The sequence below is a fragment of the Nonomuraea sp. NPDC050478 genome (genome assembly GCF_044458265.1).
GTDB classification, from domain to species: domain Bacteria; phylum Actinomycetota; class Actinomycetes; order Streptosporangiales; family Streptosporangiaceae; genus Nonomuraea; species Nonomuraea ferruginea.
This window is the reverse complement of the sequence record NZ_JBITHT010000001.1, coordinates 309,970-327,646: the sequence shown is the minus strand read 5'-3', so window position 1 is coordinate 327,646 and position 17,677 is coordinate 309,970. Positions and strand designations below refer to the sequence as shown.

Genomic DNA, 17,677 nt, shown 5'->3' with positions numbered 1-17,677 from the left:
ACGCGGGCCGCCGCCGGATCGACCGGGGCGGCCCTGCCCATGACCGGATTCTGTCGGTGCGGCAGGCTACGTTGCCAGTGTCATGAACGGGACGGCACGCGATCTCATCGGCAGGGACCACCCCGCCGGGCTGCTGCGTGCCGAGATCGGCCGGGTGATCGACAGCCACGGGGGGCTGGTGCTGGTCACCGGCGAGGCCGGCATCGGCAAGACCACGCTCGTCAGCAGCGCGGCGGCGCAGGCCCGCGGCAGGGGAGCGCTGGTCGCGGCGGGTTCCTGCTGGGAGGCCGGCAGCGCGCCGGGCTACTGGCCGTGGGTGCAGGCGCTGCGCGCCCTGCGCCGCGCCGCCGGGCCCGAGCGGTGGGCGGAGGCCAGGCAGTCCGCCGGCGACGTGCTGGCCGTGCTGCTCGGCGAGGCGGCGGCGGGGGAGACGGCGCCCGACGGCTTCCAGGTCTACGACGCCGTCACCGACGCCCTGGTGGTGCTGGCGCAGCGGCAGCCGGTGGTCGTCGTCCTCGACGACCTCCACTTCGCCGACCCCGCCTCGCTGCGGCTGCTCGCGTTCGCGGCCCAGCAGACCTGGTTCGAGCGGCTGCTGCTGATCGGCACCTACCGCGACACCGAGGTCGAGGCCGCCGACCACCCGCTGCGCGAGCTGTTGTCACCGCTCGCGCTCAAGGCCACCACCATCACCCTCACCGGTCTCGACGCGGCCGGCGTGGCCGCGCTCATGACCCGCACCGTCGGCGCCGACCCGCCGCCCGACCTGGTCTCCGAGGTCCACGTCCGCACGGGCGGCAACCCGTTCTTCGTCGAGCAGACCGCCCGCCTGTGGCACAGCGGCGGCTCGGCCGGCGCCGTCCCCCCGGGCGTGCGCGACGCCCTGCTGCGGCGGCTCTCCCTGCTGCCCGAGCCCGTCTCGCGGCTGCTGCCGATCGCCGCCGTGCTCGGCAGGCGCTTCCCCCGGCAGCTGCTGGCCGCCGCCGCCCGGCAGCCGACCGCGCACGTCGACCGGCTCCTGGAGCTGGCGGTCGTCGCCAAGCTGGTGACCGCCGAAGGCGGCGGGGTCTTCGCCTTCGCCCACGACCTCGTCCGCGAGACCCTGTACGACTCGCTCGACGACCCGGGCGCCCTGCACGGCGCCGTCGTCGACGCCGTCGACCGCGACCCCGGCCTGGCCGCCCGGATGCTGCCGGGCCACCTGGCCCGCCACGCCCACCTGGCCGGTGACCGGGTCGACCCCGAGCGGGTGGTCGAGCTCCAGCTCGCCGCCGCCCGCGACGCCGGCCGCCGCATCGCGGCCGAGGAGCATCTCGGCCACCTGCGCCGTGCTCACCAGCTGAGCCGCGCCACCTCCCCCCGCACCCGCGCCAAGGCCGCGCTCAGCCTCGGCTTCGAGCTGTCCCACGTCGGCGAGCGCGAGACCGCGCGGCGGCTGTTCGGCGAGGCCTGGGCCATCGCCCGCGAGCTGGACGACCGCGAGCTGCTCACCCGCGTCGCGCTCACCTGGCTGCGCAAGTTCGGGCTGTCCGACGCGCTGCCGCACCTCCGCGAGGCGCACGCCGCGCTCGTCGGCGGCGCCGCGCCCGACGACCGGCTCGCGCTCGACCTCGTCTTCCACCTCGCGGCCCGGGCACGCGCCGGCGGCGACGACGACGCGCTGGTCTTCAGCCTCTGGGCACACCACGACATCCTCAAGGGGCCCGACACCGCCGGAGAGCGGATGCGGCTGGTGGAGGAGCTGATCGGCCTGGCCCGGCGCACCGGCGACCCCGAGCTCGAACACTTCGCCTCCGCGCTGCGCTGGGTCGCCATGATCGAGCAGGGCGACCCGCGCTACCTCGACCGGTTCCACGACTACCAGACTCTGGGGCGGCGCAGCGAGCTGCCCAGCGTCGACCTCAACACCGCCGTCGACGCCAGCATCGTCGCCGCGCTCGGCGGCCGCCTGGCCGAGGCAGAGAAGCTGCTGGCCGAGGTGCGCGACAGCGACGCCAGGAAACACCCCCACTACATCGACATGCTCCTCCACCACCAGTGGTCGATCCTGTCGTTGCAGGGCCGGTTCGGCGAGCAGGAGGAGGTCGTCCGGCTGCTCCGGGGCAGCGGCCACCTCTGCCCCGGCCTGCTGGAAGGCCTGACCGCGCTCCACACCGGCGACCTCGACACGGCGCTGCGCCGGCTGGCCGAGGGCGAGCCGCGCAACCGCATCGCCCAGCCGCTGTGGCTGCGCTTCCTGGCGGAGACGGCGGCCGCGGCCCACGACCCCGACCTGTGCGCGCGGGCCCGCGCCGCGCTGGAGCCGCACCGCGGGCGGTGGGCGGTCTCGCTCATGGGCTGGGACGTCAGCGGGCCGTTCGACCTGTGGCTGGCGCTCATCGACGCGGCCGACGAGCGCTGGGACGAGGCGATCGCCGGCTTCACCGCCGCCCAGCGGTCGGCCGACCGCATGCGCGCCCGCCCGTGGTCGGTGCTGGCCCGCGTCCACCTGGCCGACGCTCTCTTGTCCCGCGCCGCCCCGGGCGACCTCCCCGCGGCCCGCGCCCTCCTGGAACACGCGGGCCAGGAGGCGACGACCCTGGGCATGCGCCACCTGACGGCCCGCGTCCATGACCTCCTCCCGGACACCACCCCTGCTTCCCCGGCACCGCCGGGCACCGACGAATCCGACGGCGCTGGCCGGTCGGGGGATGCCGGTGGGGTGTTGGGCGCCGGCTGGTCGGGGGCTGGTGAGGTGGTGGGCGCTGGCCGGTCAGGGGATGTCGGTGAGCTGCTGGGCGCAAGCCTGTCCGGGGATGCCGATGTAGTGAGGGGCGCTGGTCAGTCAAGGGGCGCCGGTGAGGTAACCGGCGCTGGTCGGTCGGGGGATGACGGTGAGGTGACCGGCGCTGGCCGGTCAGGGGGTGCCAGTGAGGTGACGGGCGCGAGTCTGTCCGGGGGTGCCGGTGTAGTGAGGGGCGCTGGCCGGTCGGGGGATACCGGTGAAGTGATGGGCGCGGGTCAATCCGGGGGTGCCGGTGAAGACACGGGCGCGGGTCTGTCTGGGAGTGCCGGTTCGGTGCTGGGCGGGCACTCGTCGGGGAGTGCCCGTTCGCGGGCGGGGCCGTCCGGGGGCTCGGGTGTGGGTCCTTCGGTGGGTGCACGCCCTGTGGCTGGGGTCGGGCCGGGTGATGCGGCTGTCGGGTTCGACGGTGCGTACGGTGCGGCGGGTCGGGGCCCAGGAGGTGGCGGTCCGAGGTTCAGCAGGGAGGGGGCCGTCTGGTCGCTGGTGTTCGCCGGGCGGGCGGTGCACGTGCCCGACGCGAAAGGGCTGCGCGACCTGCACACGCTGCTGGGCAGCCCGGGGGCCGACATGCCGGCCGTACGGTTGCTCGATCCGGAGGGCGGCGAGCTGGTGGTGGCCGCCCGGCGGATGGGCGGTGACGACGTCCTCGACGAGGAGGCCAAGGCCCGTTACCGGCACCACCTGACCCTGCTGGACGAGGAGATCGACCGCGCGACCGAGCTGGGCGACGACCGGCGGGCCGCCGAGCTCGACGGCGAGCGCGCGGCCCTGCTGGAGGAGCTGCGCCGCGCGGCCGGCCTAGGCGGGCGCTCCCGCCGCCTGGGCGACGAGGCCGAACGCGCCCGCAAAACGGTCACGGCCCGCATCCGCGACGTGCTGCGCAAGCTCGACCGCGCCCACCCCGAGCTGGCCGCCCACCTCCGCGCCACGGTCTCCACCGGCTCCACCTGCCGCTACCAACCCGACACCCCCATCACCTGGCGCCTGTGACGACGCGGCGCTCAGCTGACGCTGCGGTGCAGGTGGGTGGGGCAGGACCCCGGCACCCGCGCCTGTGACGCTGTGGGGGTCAGGTGATGCTGCGGCGGAGGTGGGTGCGGTAGGAGTAGTGCTCCGGGAGGAAGTGGCTGATCGCCAGCTCGACCGGGGTGCCTTCGGTGTCGTGGTAGAGGCGGTCGATCCGCAGGAGTGGGTGGCCGGGGGCGCAGCCGAGGTGGCGGGCCGTGGCCGGGTCGGCGGCGGCGACGGTGATGCTCTGGTCGGCCTCCGCGATGGGCGCGCCGAGCCGGGTGTCGAGCAGCCCGATGACGGTGAACGCGCTGGTGGCTCCCTCGGCCGCCAGCTCCGGCACGTCCCGTAGCAGTCCGCCCACGTGCGGCGGCAGGAACACGGTGGTGAGGCAGAACGGCACCGCGTCGTGCAGCCGCCGGAACGCCAGGCTGCTCACGGCGTCGCTGGCCAGCCGGAGCCGGCCGGCCGCCGCCACGTCCACCCGCCGGTGCAGCGGCACGGTGATGTCCATCCGCGTGTCCACCGACAGCGCCATGAGGTCCTCGACCGAGCCGAACTGGCGCAGGTAGGTGCCTTCGCGCGGGCTGGCGAACGTGCCCCGCCCGGGGACCCTGTAGACCAGGCCCTCGGCGACCAGGTCCTGGAACGCGCGTCGTACCGTCTGCCTGCTCACCCCGTGACGTTCGGCGAGCTCGGCCTCGGTGGGGAGCCGCCGCCCGTCCGCGTAGCGGCCCGACAGGATGTCGCCGCGGACCTCGCGGGCGAGCGCGCTGTAGCTGCTCTCCCTGCGCCCGGTGCTCGCCATCGCCCGACCTCCCGTCGACCCCGCGGCAGCCTACCGGCCCGCGCCGGCTTTCCGATCACGCGAGCACCGCCGCGAAACGCCAGTCGAGGACGTCGGTGGAGCGGTTGGCGCGGACCCGCGAGCGCAGGTGCGCCAGCGTGCCGGACGGCAGCGGGTCCAGCCGCTCGACCTCGACGGTGCTGGTGAGCGTGTCGTTCTCGCGCACCGGGCCGAGGTGGTCGCAGCCGTGCCAGCCGACGACGGTGACCAGCGAGGGCAGCGCCCGCACGGCCTGGTGGAGCGCGATCCCGATGGTGTGCCCGCCGTAGACCAGGCGCTCGCCCGCCGCCGCGTCGTGGTGCACCTTGGCGACGTTGAGCGTGAGCCGGGCCAGCTCGGGGGCCGACGAGACCACGTCGCCGCCCGCCACCTCGAACACGTCGCCGACGCTCAACGCCCCGCCCTGGGGGTGGGCGGACAGGTCCCAGCCGGCCGTCACCGCGGCCAGCTCGTCGTGCCCCGGCGCGGCGCCGACGGCCGACAGGTCCTCGGCGTGGCCGGTGTCGAGGTCGCCGTCGCGCAGCGGCAGCATCGCGCACCGCCAGAAGTCGAGGACCGGGCGGCCCTCCTGGTCGGTGGTGCTGATCCGGAGGGCGGCCAGCCCGGTCGGCGCGCGGCCGGGGCGGCGCGAGTTCTGCCGCAGCCCGGCCACCTCGGTCACCGTCGTGAGCGTGTCGCCGATCGCGGGCGCCCGCCGGAACACCACGCCTCGGTAGAACAGGTTGGCCACCACGGTGTGGGTGGCGACCGTGGACTGGCCGATGGCGACGTCCCAGACCAGGTGGGGCGCGGCGAGGGCCGCGCCGGCGACCCGGCGCGACAGGCCGTGGTCGAGCGCCAGCGGCAGCCGGCAGCCGACGATCGCCTGGTGGGCCGCCGCCAGCCCTTCGGTGAGCGTGATGGCCGGGGCGCCGTCGAACCGCATCCCGGCGCGCAGGTCCTCGAAGTACGGGCCGTCCACGATCGCCACCGGCTGTCTCCTGCTCTCGTGCGGAAATATACGGCCAAATCAAAACCGGCCCGCCGCGTGGCTGTCAACCCGCCCTTGTGACGCGTACCGGGCATGTGTCATAAATATGGCCGTACAAATCGACGAGGAGGTACGCATGGGACGGCTCGCGCAGACCGACGGACTCACCGACGTGCAGCGGGAGATTCTCCGCACGGTCAGGGAGTTCGCGGACAAGGAGATCCTGCCCGTGGCCCAGCGTCTCGAGCGCGAGGACGCGTACCCGCAGGAGATCGTCGAAGGCATGCGCGAGATGGGGCTGTTCGGGCTGACCATCCCGGAGGAGTACGGCGGGCTGGGCGAGTCGCTGCTGACCTACGCCCTGGCCGTGGAGGAGATCGCCCGGGGCTGGATGAGCGTGTCGGGCATCGTCAACACCCACTTCATCGTCGCGTACATGATCATGAAGCACGGCACCGAGGAGCAGCGGCGGCACTACCTGCCGCGGATGGCCACCGGCGAGGTGCGCGGCGCGTTCTCGATGTCGGAGCCCGGCTGCGGGTCGGACGTCTCGGCGATCACGACGAGGGCCGCGCGCGACGGCGACGGGTACGTGATCGACGGTCAGAAGATGTGGCTCACCAACGGCGGCACGGCCAACCTGGTCGCGGTGCTGGTGAAGACGGACGAGGGCGCGGACTCGGTCTATCGGAACATGACCACGTTCCTGGTCGAGAAGGAGCCGGGATACGGCGAGGTCGAGCCGGGGCTGACCATCCCCGGCAAGATCTCGAAGATGGGCTACAAGGGCGTCGACACCACCGAGATGGTCTTCGACGGCTACCGCGCCCCCGCCTCGCAGGTGCTGGGTGGGACCCCCGGGCGCGGCTTCTACCAGATGATGGACGGCGTCGAGGTCGGCCGGGTGAACGTCGCCGCCCGCGGCTGCGGGGTCGCGCTGCGCGCCTTCGAGCTGGCGGTCCGCTACGCGCAGGAGCGCCGGACGTTCGGCAAGCGGATCGCCGAGCACCAGGCGGTGCAGTTCAGGCTCGCCGACATGGCCACCAAGGTCGAGGCCGCGCACCAGATGATGGTCATGGCCGCGCGCAAGAAGGACGCCGGGCAGCGCAACGACCTGGAGGCGGGGATGGCGAAGTATCTCGCCTCCGAATACTGCCGGGACGTCGTGGAGGAGTCCTTCCGCATCCACGGCGGCTACGCCTACTCCACCGAGTACGAGATCGAGCGCCTCTACCGGGAGGCCCCGATGCTGCTCATCGGCGAGGGCACGGCGGACATCCAGCGCATGATCATCGGCCGCCGGCTGCTGGAGGAGTACGGGCTGCCCGGGTGATGTCGTGGACAGGGGCCCAGCTGAGACGGTATCTTAGCTATTGTTGTAATGATTCAAGTGAGGTGGCCTCCGGTGCGCTTCGTTGACAGCCACATGCACCTGTGGCATCTGACCGAGCACAAGTGGTATCCCGCCCTCGACCCGCCCGAGGACTCCGATGACTTCGGCATCGGCGACATGGCCGGCCTGCGGCGCGACTACTTGCCTGAGCACTACCTGGCCGACGCCGCGGGCTCCGGCCTCGACGTGGTCAAGGCCGTGCACGTCTCGGCCGTCACGGCCCCCGGCACCCACCTGGACGAGGCCCGCTGGCTCGACCGGGTCGCCACCGAACACGGCCTGGTCGGCGCCGTCATCGGCGCCGTCGAGCCGGGCGCGGACGCCGAGACCGTCGCCGCCGACCTCGCCGAGCAGGCCAAGAGCCCGCTGTTCAGGGGCATCAGGGTGCTGTACGGGTTCGACCCGGCCGACCCGGTCACCCGGCGGCTGGCCGAGCTGCTCGACGCCGGCGGCCACGTCTTCGACGTCGTCATCCACCCCGGCGAGGTCGACGGCTGGCTGCCGCTGCTGCGCGACTTCCCCGGCCTCGCCGTCGTGCTGGAGCACGCTGGCTGGCCCGACGGCGGCGACCCCGACCAGTTCACCGCCTGGCGCGAGGGCCTGACCCGGCTCGCCTCGCTGGCCAACGTCGACTGCAAGATCTCCGGCCTGCCCATGAGCCTGCACACGCTCGACGCCGGGACCCTGCGCCCGTGGATCCAGGCATGCCTGGACGTCTTCGGCGTCGACCGCTCCTTCTTCGGCAGCAACTTCCCCGTCGACTCGCTCTTCGGCGGCTACGACAAGGTCGCCGAGGCCTACCTGGGCGCCACCGGCGACCTGACCGCCGCCGAGCGCGACCGGGTGTTCGCCGCCAACGCCGAGCGCCGCTACCGGATCTGAGGAGAGACCGTGCACGTCGGATTCACCATGGACATGCGCAACCCGCACGGGCGGCCGTGGCGCGACCACTGGGAGGACTGCCTCCACCTCATGTGCGAGGCCGAGGCCATGGGCTTCGACTACGTCATGGTGCAGGAGCACTTCTTCCAGCCGGACGGGTACGCGCCGTCCGTGCCGATCTTCCTCACCATGCTGGCGGAGCGCACCAGGACCATCAGGATCGGCTCGTACGTCTACATCCTCCCGCTGCACCACGCGGCCATGCTGGCGCAGGAGACGGCGGTCCTCGACCACGTGTCCGAAGGCCGGCTGGACGTGACGGTCGGCTCCGGCCACAGCGCCGCCGAGTACCACGCGCTCGGCTACTCGCCCAAGACCAGGCCGTCCCGCATGCAGGAGGGCCTGGAGGTGCTCAAGCTGGCCTGGACCCAGCGGCCCTTCAGCTACAGCGGCCGCTACTACGACCTCAAGGACGTCACCGTCGCCCCCGCGCCGCTGCAGCAGCCGCACCCGCCGCTCTGGGTGGCCGCCACCGCGCCGCCCGCCGCCCGCCGGGCCGGCAGGATGGGCGCCAACCTGCACGGCGCCTCCGTGGACCCCGAGTTCCACCAGGCCTACTTCGAGGGCCTGGCCGAGGCCGGCGTCGAGCGCGACCAGGTGCGCGTGTCGAACCCGTGGGCGATCACCGTCACCGACGAGAACCCCGACGCCGTCTGGGAGCGCCGCAAGGACCTCATCTTCGAGCGCTGGGACTTCTACCGGCGCATCCGCGACGAGATGGGCGACCCCGACCTGCAGTACGGACTCGCGCCCACTCCCGAGGCCTACCGCGACTACGAGATCATCGGCGACGCCGACACCGTGATCGGGACGCTGGAGGGCCTGGTCAAGGGCCTGCCGCTGACCGACATCGTGCACTCGGGCCCGGCGGGCGGCACGCCGCCCGAGGAGGCGTACGAGGACCTCAAGCGGTTCGCCGACCGCGTGCTGCCGACGCTCAAGAGCTGGTAGCCGACGCCCGCCCCCTCCGGTTACTGCGCTCCGGAGGGGGCGGGCCCTTCTCAGCCCTTCGGGTAGTAGAGCGAGATCGTCTCGGCCACGCAGGCCGGTTTCGTCCCGCCCTCGATCTCCATCGTCGAGCCCAGCACGGCCATGACGCCGCCGTTGGACTCCTTGGCCTCCCGCAGCTCGGTGGTGACCCGCACCCGCGAGCCGACCGGCACCGGGCTGGGGAAGCGCACCTTGTTCAGCCCGTAGTTGACCGACATCCGCAGGCCCTCGATCCGGTAGATCGTGCCGACCAGGACCGGCAGCAGCGACAGCGACAGGTAGCCGTGCGCGATCGTGGTGCCGAAGGGCCCCTCCGCGGCTCGTACCGGATCGACGTGGATCCACTGGTGGTCGCCGGTGGCGTCGGCGAACGTGCCGACCCGCTCCTGCCCGATCTCCAGCCAGTCACTGGTGCCGAGCGTCTGCCCGGCCTGCGCGGTGAACTCGGCGAGGCTCTCGAAGACGCGCATCACATGTGCCTCCCGCCGGCGACCTCCACCGTGATGCCGGTGATGAACGACGACAGGTCGGAGGCCAGGAAGAGGGCGGCGTTGGCGATGTCCTCCGGCTCGCCGATGCGGCCCAGCGGGATGTTGTCGAGCATCTTCTGCAGCGCCTCGGGCGGCATGCCGGCGGTCATGGCCGTACGGATCGGGCCGGGCTGGATGGCGTTGACCCGGATCTGGTGGCGGGCGAGCTCGCGGGCGGAGGCCTTGGTGAGGCCGATCATGCCGGCCTTGGCGGAGCTGTAGTTCGTCTGCCCGAAGTTTCCGGCTTTCCCGGAAATGGAGGAGATGTTGATGATGGCGCCGCGCCGCTGCTCCCGCATGATCCGCGCCGCGGCCCGCGTGCCCAGCCAGGCCCCGGTCAGGTGGACGTCCACCACCTTCTTGAAGTCCTCCAGGGTCATCTTCGGCATCGTGGCGTCACGGGTGATGCCGGCGTTGTTGACCATGACGTCCAGCGACCCGAAGGCGTTCTTGCACGCGTCGGCCAGCGCCTCGACGGCCGCCTCGTCGGTCACGTCGCACGGCACCGCGACCGCCTTCAGACCCTGGGCCTCCAGGTCGGCGGCCGCCTGCTCGGCACCCTCCGCGTTGACGTCGCTGACCACCACGGACGCGCCGTTGCGGGCCAGGACCGTCGCGATCGCCAGGCCGATGCCCTGCGCCGAGCCGGTGACCACGGCCGCGCGGCCTTCGAGCAGGTTCATCTCCATACCCATCCTCTTCTCTCTTTCAGCCCAGCGGGTCGATCGTGCTCGTGCGTCACTCAGCCCAGCGGGGTTCGCGCTTCTCGACGAAGGCGAGGGGGCCCTCGCTCTGGTCATGATGCCCCCACATGCCCACGAGGTGCTGGGTGCCCACCTTGCAGGCGTCCGTCAGCCCCAGCTCCAGCGCCGCCCACAGGGCCTTCTTGGTGGCGGCCATCGCGGCGGGGGAGTTGCGTGCGACCTTCTCGGCCAGCTCCTGCGCGGCCTCGCGCAGTTGCTCCGGCGGGTCCACGACCTGGCTGACCAGGCCCAGTTCGAGGGCGCGCTGGGCGGACATCCGCTCGTGCGACCCGACCAGCGCCATCCGCATCACCGCCTCGAACGGGATCTTCTTGGCCAACCCGATCATCTCGATGGCGGTCACCTGGCCGACGCTCACGTGCGGGTCGAAGAACGTGGCGTCGGACGCGGCGATCACGATGTCGGCGTCGGCCACGAAGTGCAGCCCGCCGCCGGCGCAGATGCCGTTCACGGCGGCGATGACCGGTTTGGAGACGTTCTGGTGCCAGGAGGTGAAGTGCAGGTCGAAGTTCATCAGGCTGTCCTGGTAGCGCTGCATGCCCACACCGTCACCGGCTATCTCCGCGAGGTCCGCCCCCGTCTGGAAGGCGCGGCCCTCACCGGTGTGCACGATCACCCGGACCGACGGGTCCCGGTCCAGCTCCAGCCAGGCCTCGGCCAGCTCGTCGCGCATCGCGTTGTTCATCGCGTTCAGCACGCCGGGGCGGGCGTTGATCAGCCAGCCGACGCGGCCGTGCCGTTCCACCTTGATGGTCTCGTACGTCATGCTCGTGTCCCTCTCATGTCAGACGACCTCGCGCTCGAGCATCCCGGCGAGCGCGGTCACGTGCTCGCCGGCCTCCCCGAGCAGGTGAGCGCTCGTACGCGCCCGCTTGAAGTAGAGGTGGGCGTCATGCTCCCAGGTGAAGCCGACGCCGCCGTGCAGCTGGATCGTCTGGGCGGTGACCCAGGACGCGGCCTTGCCCGCCATGAGCGCGGCCACCCGCGAGTCCCGCGCGAGCGCCGGGCCCTCCGAGCGGGTCGCCGTGTAGACGGCGGAGCGCGCGGACTCGACCTTGATCAGCGCGTCGGCGAGCCGCTCCTTGATGACCTGGAACGAGCCGATCGGGCGGGCGAACTGGATGCGCGTCTTCGCGTACTCGACCGTCATGTCCAGGCACCGCTGCGCGACCCCGGTCTGCTCGGCCGCGAGCAACGCCCGCGACACGTCGGCGGCCCCGGCCAGCTCACCCGCGCACCCGACCGGTCCGACGAGCACGGCCGGCGTGCCGTCGAACGCCACCCGCGCCATCTTCCTGGTCAGATCCAGCGTCACCAGCGACTCCACGACCATCCCGGCCCCACCCGGATCCGCGTCGCGCTTCGCGGATGCGCCCGGACTGGCGTCGCGCCCGTCCGGGCCCTCGACTGGAGCCGTGGCGCGCTCGACCGCGAACACGGCTGGTCCGTCGGGTGTGTTCGCGACGACCAGCAGCAGGTCCGCCGTGGCGCCGTCGACGACGTGGGTCTTGGCGCCGTCGAGCCGCCAGCCGTCGCCGTCGCGACGGGCGGTGGTGCGGATCGCCTCGACGTCCCAGCGGGCGCCGGCCTCGGCCAGCGCGACGGTGGCGGTCAGGTCGCCGCTCGCGATGCGCGGACCGTACGCGTCGAGCGCGGCGTCGTCGCCGAGCGCGAGCAGTAGCGGCACGGCCAGCACCGACGTGCCGAACAGCGGCGAGCAGGCCAGCCAGGCGCCGCACTCCTCGGCGGCCACGGCGAACTCCGCCGCGCCGAGCCCGCTGCCGCCACACCGCTCCGGCAGCATCAGACCGGGCAGGTCGAGCTGCACCAGGGCGCGCCACGTGGGCTCGTCCCACCCACTCCCGGTCAGCATCGCCTCCCGGACCCGCCCCGAGGTGCTCACCGCCGAAAGCGCGCCCCGCACGCTCCCGCGGAACTCCTCAAGGTCCTCTTCGGACGTCACCGTCATGACCCCTCCTCACTCGTCCCCGCATCGCCGACCTCGCGGTTCCTCGGTCGTCTTCTGATCGCCGGAGGTCTACGGACGCCACGGTCACGTCTCCCGGCCCGTGGCCGAGTCGCCGCAGGCGACGGCGCCTTCCGCCAGCAGCTCCGCGATGGCCGCCGCGTCGTACCCCAGCTCCCGCAGCACCGCCTCGGTGTGCTCGCCCAGGCCCGGGACCGGGCCGGCGGGGGGTTGCCAGGCCGCGGTCACCGGAGGGGGGAGCGGGGCGGAGACCGGGCCGGCGGGGGCGGGCACGGTCAGCCAGCGGTCGCGGGCCACGAGCTGGGGGTGGTCGACGACGGCGGCCAGGTCGTTGACGAGCCCGCAGCCGATCCCGGCCGCGTGCAGGGCGGCCACGGCGCGGTCGGCGTCCATGGCCCCGATGGCGTCCGCCACCAGCCCGTCGATGACGCCGCGGTGCGCGACGCGCGCCTGGTTGGTCGCGTACCGGGGGTCGTCGGCCAGCTCCGGCCGCCCCAGCACCGACGCGGCCAGCTTGGCCCACTCGCGGTCGTTCTGCACGCTCACCGTGACCAGCCGCCCGTCGGCCGCCCGGTAGGCGTCGTACGGCGCGATGGCCGGATGGCTCATCCCCGAGGCGAGCGCGGGTTGGGTGCCGTGCCTGCGCACCACCAGCGGGTACCCCATCCAGTCCGCCATCGCGTCCAGCATGGACACCTCCAGCACGCACCCCTCGCCGGTGGCGGAACGCCGCAGCAGCGCCGCCAGCACGCTGGAGAAGGCGAACATGCCCGCCGCGATGTCGGCCACCGAGATGCCCGGCTTGACCGGCTCCTCCGGGCTGCCAGTGATCGCCGTCAGCCCGGACTCCGCCTGGACGAGCAGGTCGTACGCCTTGCGCCCGTCGTAGGGCCCGCCGGTGCCGTACCCGGAGATCTCGCACACCACCAGGCGCGGGTGGGCGGCGCGCAGCGACGCGCCGTCCAGCCCCAGCCGGGCGGCCGCCCCCGGCACCAGGTTGTGCGTGAACACGTCGGCCCTGGCAAGCAGCTCGCCGACGACCCGCCGGCCCCCGGGCGTCTTGACGTCCAGGGCCAGCGACTCCTTGTTCCTGTTGGCCCAGGCGAAGTGCGCCCCGGTGCCGTTGGCGTGGGTGTCGAAGGCGCGGGCGAAGTCGCCGCCGTCGGGCCGCTCCACCTTGATCACCCGCGCGCCCAGGTCGGCGAGCTGGCGGGTGGCGTACGGGGCGGACACGGCCTGCTCCATCGAGACGACCAGCACGCCGTCGAGCGGCCTGGTCATGTCCGGGAGAAGTGCCGGATCGCGGCCTGCAGGGTGCCGTCGAGCGTGGTCGCGCCGCCCATCGGCTCGGGCAGGGCGACGGGGCCGTGCTCGCGGCTCGGCAGCAGGATGGTGGCGGTGGCCGGCGCGGTGACCTCGCCGCGCTGGTTGGTGGCGGCCAGCTCCAGGTCCACGGCCGGGTGGACGCCGTTGCCGTCTTCCATGAGGTGCTTGCGCACCACCTTGCCGGTGATCCACTGGGCGTCGCCGACGTAGTTGAACTTGCGGAACTCCACCCGGATCCGCCACAGCCAGGCGTCGTCGCCCATCCAGTCGGTGCAGGCGTGGATCATCCACGTCTCGCGCATCCGCCCGTAGTCGAAGGTGGTCGGGTTGCCGGAGCGGCGGGCGAACTCGGGGTCCCAGTGGACCCGCTGCATCGCGTCCCACACGCCCAGGTCGTCGCGGTGGTAGAAGCGCGGGATGCGCTGCCGGTTGCGGTGGCCCAGCCGCAGCGGCGCGACCCCGTACACGCCCATCCCCATGCCGGTGTGCCAGCAGACCATGTCCGTCACCGTCAGCGGGCCCTTGACCAGCGGGGCGATCTCCTCGCCCTCCTCGACGTCCTCGAACCAGCGCGGCTCCGCGCCGCGCGCCCGCTCGGCGGCGTACTGGGCGTCGATCTCGGCGATCTTCTCCTCGGTCCACGGCTCGATCGCGACGTCGTCGTACTTCTTGCGCTTGCGCGCCTCGTCACGCTCGGTACGGATCATCAGCCGGTACTGGCCGGCCAGCGGGGTGCCGTCGGCGGTGGCGAAGACGTTGGCGTTCCACTCGTGCACGGCCCGGCCGCTGAACTCGCTGGGCTTGTCGAGCACGCCCACGAGCGCGTTGCGCCGGTGCACGGCCCGGCCTTCGTAGAGCGGGTTCCACCACTCGCGCTCGCAGGCCGAGTAGAAGGCGTGCACGCCGCGCAGCGGGTCGCCCCTGACCTCGTCCTGCCGGGCCAGGTCGGCCTCGGTGAGCACGTCCTCGCCGATCAGGCTGTCGCCGCCGACCAGCGGGAACGGGGCGATGGGCTGCCCCCAGCGGGAGCGGGCGGCGTGGTCGGGGTCGCACCACAGCGGGTTGTCGTCGCCGTACGCGCGGGCCACGATCCGGAACGCGTCGGTGCCCGGACGCAGGTAGTGGGGCGGGACGGGGTTGGGCTGGGGGATGCCGATGCGTGCCCGCAGCGCCTCCACCCCCTCGTCCGTGATCCGGGGGCGGGTCTTCTCTTCCGTCGGAGCCATGTAACCTGTCCGCCTTCTCTCGCCTTTTCTTTGCTATCTTATATATAACTATGGCAGAGGGAACAGGGGGTCGGATGGCGTACGAGACGCTGGCGGTCGAGCTCCGCGGCCCGGTCGGCTGGCTGGAGTTCGACCGGCCGCGGGCGGGCAACGCCATGGACGCCGTGATGATGGCCGAGCTGCCGCTCGCCTGGCGCGAGCTGGACGCCGACGACGACGTACGCTGCATCGTCGTCACCGGCCGCGGCCGTGCCTTCCAGACGGGGCTCGACATGGCCGCGCTCGCCCGCGATCCCGCCAGCCTGCGCGAGTCGAGCCGCCGCACCCGTGCCGGGGAGCTGGAGCTGACCGGCTGGCATCTCGGCGTCCGCACCCCCGTGGTGGCCGCGGTCAACGGCGTCTGCGCGGGCGGCGGGCTGCACTTCGTGGTCGACGCCGACATCGTCCTGGCCTCCGCTTCCGCCACCTTCCTCGACCCGCACGTCAGCGTCGGCCAGGTCAGCGCCTGGGAGGCGATCGGCCTGGTGCGCCGGATCTCCGCCACGGCCGCCGCCCGGCTCGCGCTGATCGGCGTCCACGAGCGGCTCGACGCGGCGCGCGCGTACCAGCTCGGCCTGGTCGGCGAGGTCGTCGAGCCCGACGCCCTGCGCGACGCGGCCCAGCGGGTCGCCGAGACCGTCGCCGCCGCCGACCCCGCGCACGCCCGCGCGCTCAAGCAGGCCCTCTGGCGCGCCCAGGAACTCGGCCGCACCGCCGCCCGCGCGGAGGCCGCCCGCGTGGAGGCCCGCGTGGAGGCCGCCCGCGCGGAGGCTCGCCCGGAGTCCGCCCGCACGCAGGCTCGCCCGGAGTCCGCCCGCGCGGAGGCAGGGCCTTCTGACGCCATTCGCTCTCAGGGCGCGAGCCCTCACGCTGACGGGGAGATCCACCCATGACCGCACTGCCCACCGGCCCGGACGTCACCCCAGGCGAGGCCGTGGAGGCCGCCCGTGCCTGGATCGCGGCCCACCTGCCCACCGCCTGGCGCGAGGCCGGCGAGCAGGGCGGCCCGCGCGCCGTGCGCACCGTCCGGACGCGCGAGGAGTACCGCGCGTGGTACCCCGAGCTCGGCGCGTCCGGACTGGTCGCGGCCACCTGGGAGGTCGACTACGGCGGCCTCGGCTGGTCGCGCAGGGCCGCCGTGGCCGCCGACGAGGCGCTGCGCCCCTACCACCTGCCCCGGCTCAACCCGCTCGGCCTCAACCTGGCGGCCCCCGCCCTGTTCGCCCACGGCACGGAGGAACAAAGGCGGCGCTTCCTCAAGCCGATCACCAGGGCCGAGGAGATCTGGTGCCAGCTCTTCAGCGAGCCAGGCTCCGGAAGCGACCTCGCCTCCCTCTCCACCAGGGCAGAGCTCGACGGCGACACCTGGGTCGTGCACGGCCAGAAGGTATGGACCACCTGGGCCGACCAGGCCGACTACGCGGTGCTGCTCGCCCGTACCGACCCCGACGCCCCCAAGCACCAGGGCATCACCTACTTCCTCCTGGCCATGCGCCAGCCCGGCGTCGAGGTGCGGCCGCTGCCGCACATCGGCGGCGAGGCCGAGTTCTTCGAGGTGTTCTTCGACGGCGCCCGCGTCCCCGACGCGCACCGGCTCGGCGACCCCGGCAACGGCTGGCGGGTCGCCCAGGCCACGCTCGCCGGCGAGCGCCAGATGGTGTCGGGCGGCGGCTCCGTCGGCGTCGACCGCATCGGCGGCGTCAGCGCCTCGCACCTCGTCCGCCTGGCCCGCCGCCGCACAGAGTCCGGTCTCCCGGGCGGCTGGGACGACCCGCTGGTCCGCGCCCGCATCGTGGAGCTGTGGTGCGAGGAACAGGTCCGCACCTGGACCAACCGCCGCGTCCGCGCCCGTCAGGCCGGCAACCTGCCCCCCGGCCCGGAGAGCTCGATCGGCAAGGTCCACGGCACCGACCTCAACCAGCGCATCCAGGAGACGGCCGCCACCCTGTCCGGCGAGGACGCCATCGCCTGGCCCGGCACGGCGTCGTCCCCCGCCGAGTACTGGGCCTCGATGCCCGCCGAGACCCGAGGGATGCTCCGCAGCCGCGCCAACACCATCGAGGGCGGCACCACCGAGGTCAACAAGAACGTCATCGCCGAACGCGTGCTCGGCCTCCCTAAGGACTTCGACCCGTACCGCGGCAAGCCCTGGCGCGACCTGCCCCGCAGCTGACCCGCGCCGCCCAGCCGACGGGAGAGTGGACATCCTGCCGCCCGGCAGGCTGAATGGTGGTCAGGGCAACGCATACGTGGCGAAAGGTGCGGGATGCGGCGCGAACAGGGAGCGGCGGCAACCGTCGAGCCGGTGCGGGCGCTGACCGCGCTGCTGGCCAAGGAGTTCCACTTCACCCAGGCCGACCTGGAGGAGAACCAGCTCGGCCGCCTGTCACGCCGGCAGCGCCGCCGCCTGGTCCGCCGGATCGTCTACCACGCCCTGGTGTGGACCGCCGGCGGACTGATCGCCCTGACCGTGTTCGCGCTGCCGACGGTGCTCTTCTTCGTCCGCCTGGTGCGTGGCGAGCTCGAGACGTCCACCATGGAGACGGAGGGAGGTCTGTTCCCTGGCGTGGTGTTCGCGGTGATCGTCCTCTTCATCCTGGCCGTGGGCCCGTTCGACAGCCGGATGGCGGAGTTCGTCCACGTGCTGCGCGACCCGGCCCCGGTGAAGCACGCGATCGGCGAGATGGCTCGTGAGGGCGAGAACACCCATGTCCTGAAGATGTCCGGCCTGGCGTTCGCGCTGAAGAAGGTCCCGCCGCTCCTTCCCGCCGGGGACTGCCTGCTGTATTACGTGAGCGTCTCGGCCCACCGGCCCATGGTGGTGTCGGCCGAGTTCCGGCTCTGGGACGCCGAGCCGGAGATGTCCTGAT

At 73.1% G+C, this 17,677-nt stretch carries 15 protein-coding genes; 7 read left to right on the top strand and 8 right to left on the bottom strand.

The window, feature by feature from the left end; genetic code table 11:
* Positions 1-82: 82 nt before the first annotated feature.
* Complete coding sequence (locus ACIBF7_RS01580; protein ID WP_397196117.1) at positions 83-3,775, top strand: AAA family ATPase; 3,693 nt, start codon at positions 83-85, stop codon at positions 3,773-3,775.
* Between the two features lie 79 nt (positions 3,776-3,854).
* On the opposite strand, the gene ACIBF7_RS01575 is transcribed toward ACIBF7_RS01580, so the two are convergent.
* Together ACIBF7_RS01575 and ACIBF7_RS01570 are read right to left on the bottom strand one after the other, a co-directional pair.
* Complete coding sequence (locus ACIBF7_RS01575; RefSeq protein ID WP_271276810.1) at positions 3,855-4,601, bottom strand: GntR family transcriptional regulator; 747 nt, start codon at positions 4,599-4,601, stop codon at positions 3,855-3,857.
* 55 nt (positions 4,602-4,656) lie between these two features.
* Positions 4,657-5,610 (bottom strand): MaoC family dehydratase, encoded by a 954-nt coding sequence (locus ACIBF7_RS01570; RefSeq protein ID WP_397196116.1) that lies wholly within the window; start codon positions 5,608-5,610, stop codon positions 4,657-4,659.
* 136 nt (positions 5,611-5,746) lie between these two features.
* On the opposite strand from ACIBF7_RS01570, the gene ACIBF7_RS01565 reads away from it, so the two are divergent.
* From ACIBF7_RS01565 to ACIBF7_RS01555, 3 genes are all read left to right on the top strand, one after another.
* Complete coding sequence (locus ACIBF7_RS01565) at positions 5,747-6,943, top strand: acyl-CoA dehydrogenase family protein (RefSeq protein ID WP_148035436.1); 1,197 nt, start codon at positions 5,747-5,749, stop codon at positions 6,941-6,943.
* Positions 6,944-7,015: 72 nt separating this feature from the next.
* Positions 7,016-7,885, top strand: coding sequence for an amidohydrolase (locus tag ACIBF7_RS01560; protein ID WP_271276811.1), 870 nt, complete (start codon positions 7,016-7,018; stop codon positions 7,883-7,885).
* Between the two features lie 9 nt (positions 7,886-7,894).
* Entirely contained in the window at positions 7,895-8,896 is a 1,002-nt protein-coding gene (locus ACIBF7_RS01555) for an LLM class flavin-dependent oxidoreductase (RefSeq protein ID WP_219542896.1), read from the top strand.
* A 50-nt stretch (positions 8,897-8,946) separates the two neighbouring features.
* Here ACIBF7_RS01555 and ACIBF7_RS01550 read toward each other — a convergent pair whose 3' ends face one another.
* The 6 genes from ACIBF7_RS01550 to ACIBF7_RS01525 form a co-directional block, all read right to left on the bottom strand.
* The gene (locus ACIBF7_RS01550; RefSeq protein WP_397196115.1) at positions 8,947-9,405 is read right to left on the bottom strand and encodes a MaoC family dehydratase; all 459 of its coding nucleotides are present in this window, start codon (positions 9,403-9,405) and stop codon (positions 8,947-8,949) included.
* Positions 9,405-10,160 (bottom strand): 3-oxoacyl-ACP reductase FabG, encoded by a 756-nt coding sequence (fabG, locus tag ACIBF7_RS01545; protein WP_397196114.1) that lies wholly within the window; start codon positions 10,158-10,160, stop codon positions 9,405-9,407. The genes ACIBF7_RS01550 and fabG overlap by 1 nt, the downstream gene beginning before the upstream one ends.
* 43 nt (positions 10,161-10,203) lie before the next feature.
* Complete coding sequence (locus ACIBF7_RS01540; protein ID WP_148035432.1) at positions 10,204-10,995, bottom strand: enoyl-CoA hydratase/isomerase family protein; 792 nt, start codon at positions 10,993-10,995, stop codon at positions 10,204-10,206.
* An 18-nt stretch (positions 10,996-11,013) separates the two neighbouring features.
* The gene (locus ACIBF7_RS01535; RefSeq protein ID WP_397196113.1) at positions 11,014-12,198 is read right to left on the bottom strand and encodes an acyl-CoA dehydrogenase family protein; all 1,185 of its coding nucleotides are present in this window, start codon (positions 12,196-12,198) and stop codon (positions 11,014-11,016) included.
* Between the two features lie 84 nt (positions 12,199-12,282).
* Complete coding sequence (locus tag ACIBF7_RS01530) at positions 12,283-13,497, bottom strand: CaiB/BaiF CoA transferase family protein (protein ID WP_397196112.1); 1,215 nt, start codon at positions 13,495-13,497, stop codon at positions 12,283-12,285.
* Positions 13,494-14,768 carry a hypothetical protein gene (locus ACIBF7_RS01525; RefSeq protein ID WP_219542899.1) on the bottom strand — a complete coding sequence of 425 codons (1,275 nt, stop codon included), beginning with the start codon at positions 14,766-14,768 and terminating at the stop codon, positions 13,494-13,496. Before ACIBF7_RS01525 ends, ACIBF7_RS01530 begins: the two co-directional genes overlap by 4 nt.
* A gap of 74 nt (positions 14,769-14,842) precedes the next feature.
* On the opposite strand from ACIBF7_RS01525, the gene ACIBF7_RS01520 reads away from it, so the two are divergent.
* The 3 genes from ACIBF7_RS01520 to ACIBF7_RS01510 all read left to right on the top strand — a co-directional run bounded on the left by ACIBF7_RS01520 (position 14,843) and on the right by ACIBF7_RS01510 (position 17,676).
* Positions 14,843-15,700, top strand: coding sequence for an enoyl-CoA hydratase/isomerase family protein (locus tag ACIBF7_RS01520; protein ID WP_397196111.1), 858 nt, complete (start codon positions 14,843-14,845; stop codon positions 15,698-15,700).
* Positions 15,697-16,980 carry an acyl-CoA dehydrogenase family protein gene (locus ACIBF7_RS01515; RefSeq protein ID WP_148035427.1) on the top strand — a complete coding sequence of 428 codons (1,284 nt, stop codon included), beginning with the start codon at positions 15,697-15,699 and terminating at the stop codon, positions 16,978-16,980. Before ACIBF7_RS01520 ends, ACIBF7_RS01515 begins: the two co-directional genes overlap by 4 nt.
* 93 nt (positions 16,981-17,073) lie before the next feature.
* On the top strand, positions 17,074-17,676 hold the full coding sequence (locus ACIBF7_RS01510) for a hypothetical protein (RefSeq protein ID WP_397196110.1): 603 nt from the start codon (positions 17,074-17,076) through the stop codon (positions 17,674-17,676).
* The last annotated feature ends 1 nt before the right edge of the window (position 17,677 follow it).

What these genes read in the sequence shown, in the direction of transcription:
- ACIBF7_RS01575 (WP_271276810.1), bottom strand. Translation starts at nt 4,601, where the DNA reads ATGGCGAGCACCGGGCGCAGGGAGAGCAGCTACAGCGCGCTCGCCCGC.
- ACIBF7_RS01515 (WP_148035427.1), top strand. Translation starts at nt 15,697, where the DNA reads ATGACCGCACTGCCCACCGGCCCGGACGTCACCCCAGGCGAGGCCGTG.
- ACIBF7_RS01540 (WP_148035432.1), bottom strand. Translation starts at nt 10,995, where the DNA reads ATGACGTACGAGACCATCAAGGTGGAACGGCACGGCCGCGTCGGCTGG.
- ACIBF7_RS01580 (WP_397196117.1), top strand. Translation starts at nt 83, where the DNA reads ATGAACGGGACGGCACGCGATCTCATCGGCAGGGACCACCCCGCCGGG.
- ACIBF7_RS01510 (WP_397196110.1), top strand. Translation starts at nt 17,074, where the DNA reads ATGCGGCGCGAACAGGGAGCGGCGGCAACCGTCGAGCCGGTGCGGGCG.
- ACIBF7_RS01565 (WP_148035436.1), top strand. Translation starts at nt 5,747, where the DNA reads ATGGGACGGCTCGCGCAGACCGACGGACTCACCGACGTGCAGCGGGAG.
- ACIBF7_RS01530 (WP_397196112.1), bottom strand. Translation starts at nt 13,497, where the DNA reads ATGACCAGGCCGCTCGACGGCGTGCTGGTCGTCTCGATGGAGCAGGCC.
- ACIBF7_RS01550 (WP_397196115.1), bottom strand. Translation starts at nt 9,405, where the DNA reads ATGCGCGTCTTCGAGAGCCTCGCCGAGTTCACCGCGCAGGCCGGGCAG.
- ACIBF7_RS01535 (WP_397196113.1), bottom strand. Translation starts at nt 12,198, where the DNA reads ATGACGGTGACGTCCGAAGAGGACCTTGAGGAGTTCCGCGGGAGCGTG.
- fabG (WP_397196114.1), bottom strand. Translation starts at nt 10,160, where the DNA reads ATGGGTATGGAGATGAACCTGCTCGAAGGCCGCGCGGCCGTGGTCACC.
- ACIBF7_RS01520 (WP_397196111.1), top strand. Translation starts at nt 14,843, where the DNA reads ATGGCGTACGAGACGCTGGCGGTCGAGCTCCGCGGCCCGGTCGGCTGG.
- ACIBF7_RS01525 (WP_219542899.1), bottom strand. Translation starts at nt 14,768, where the DNA reads ATGGCTCCGACGGAAGAGAAGACCCGCCCCCGGATCACGGACGAGGGG.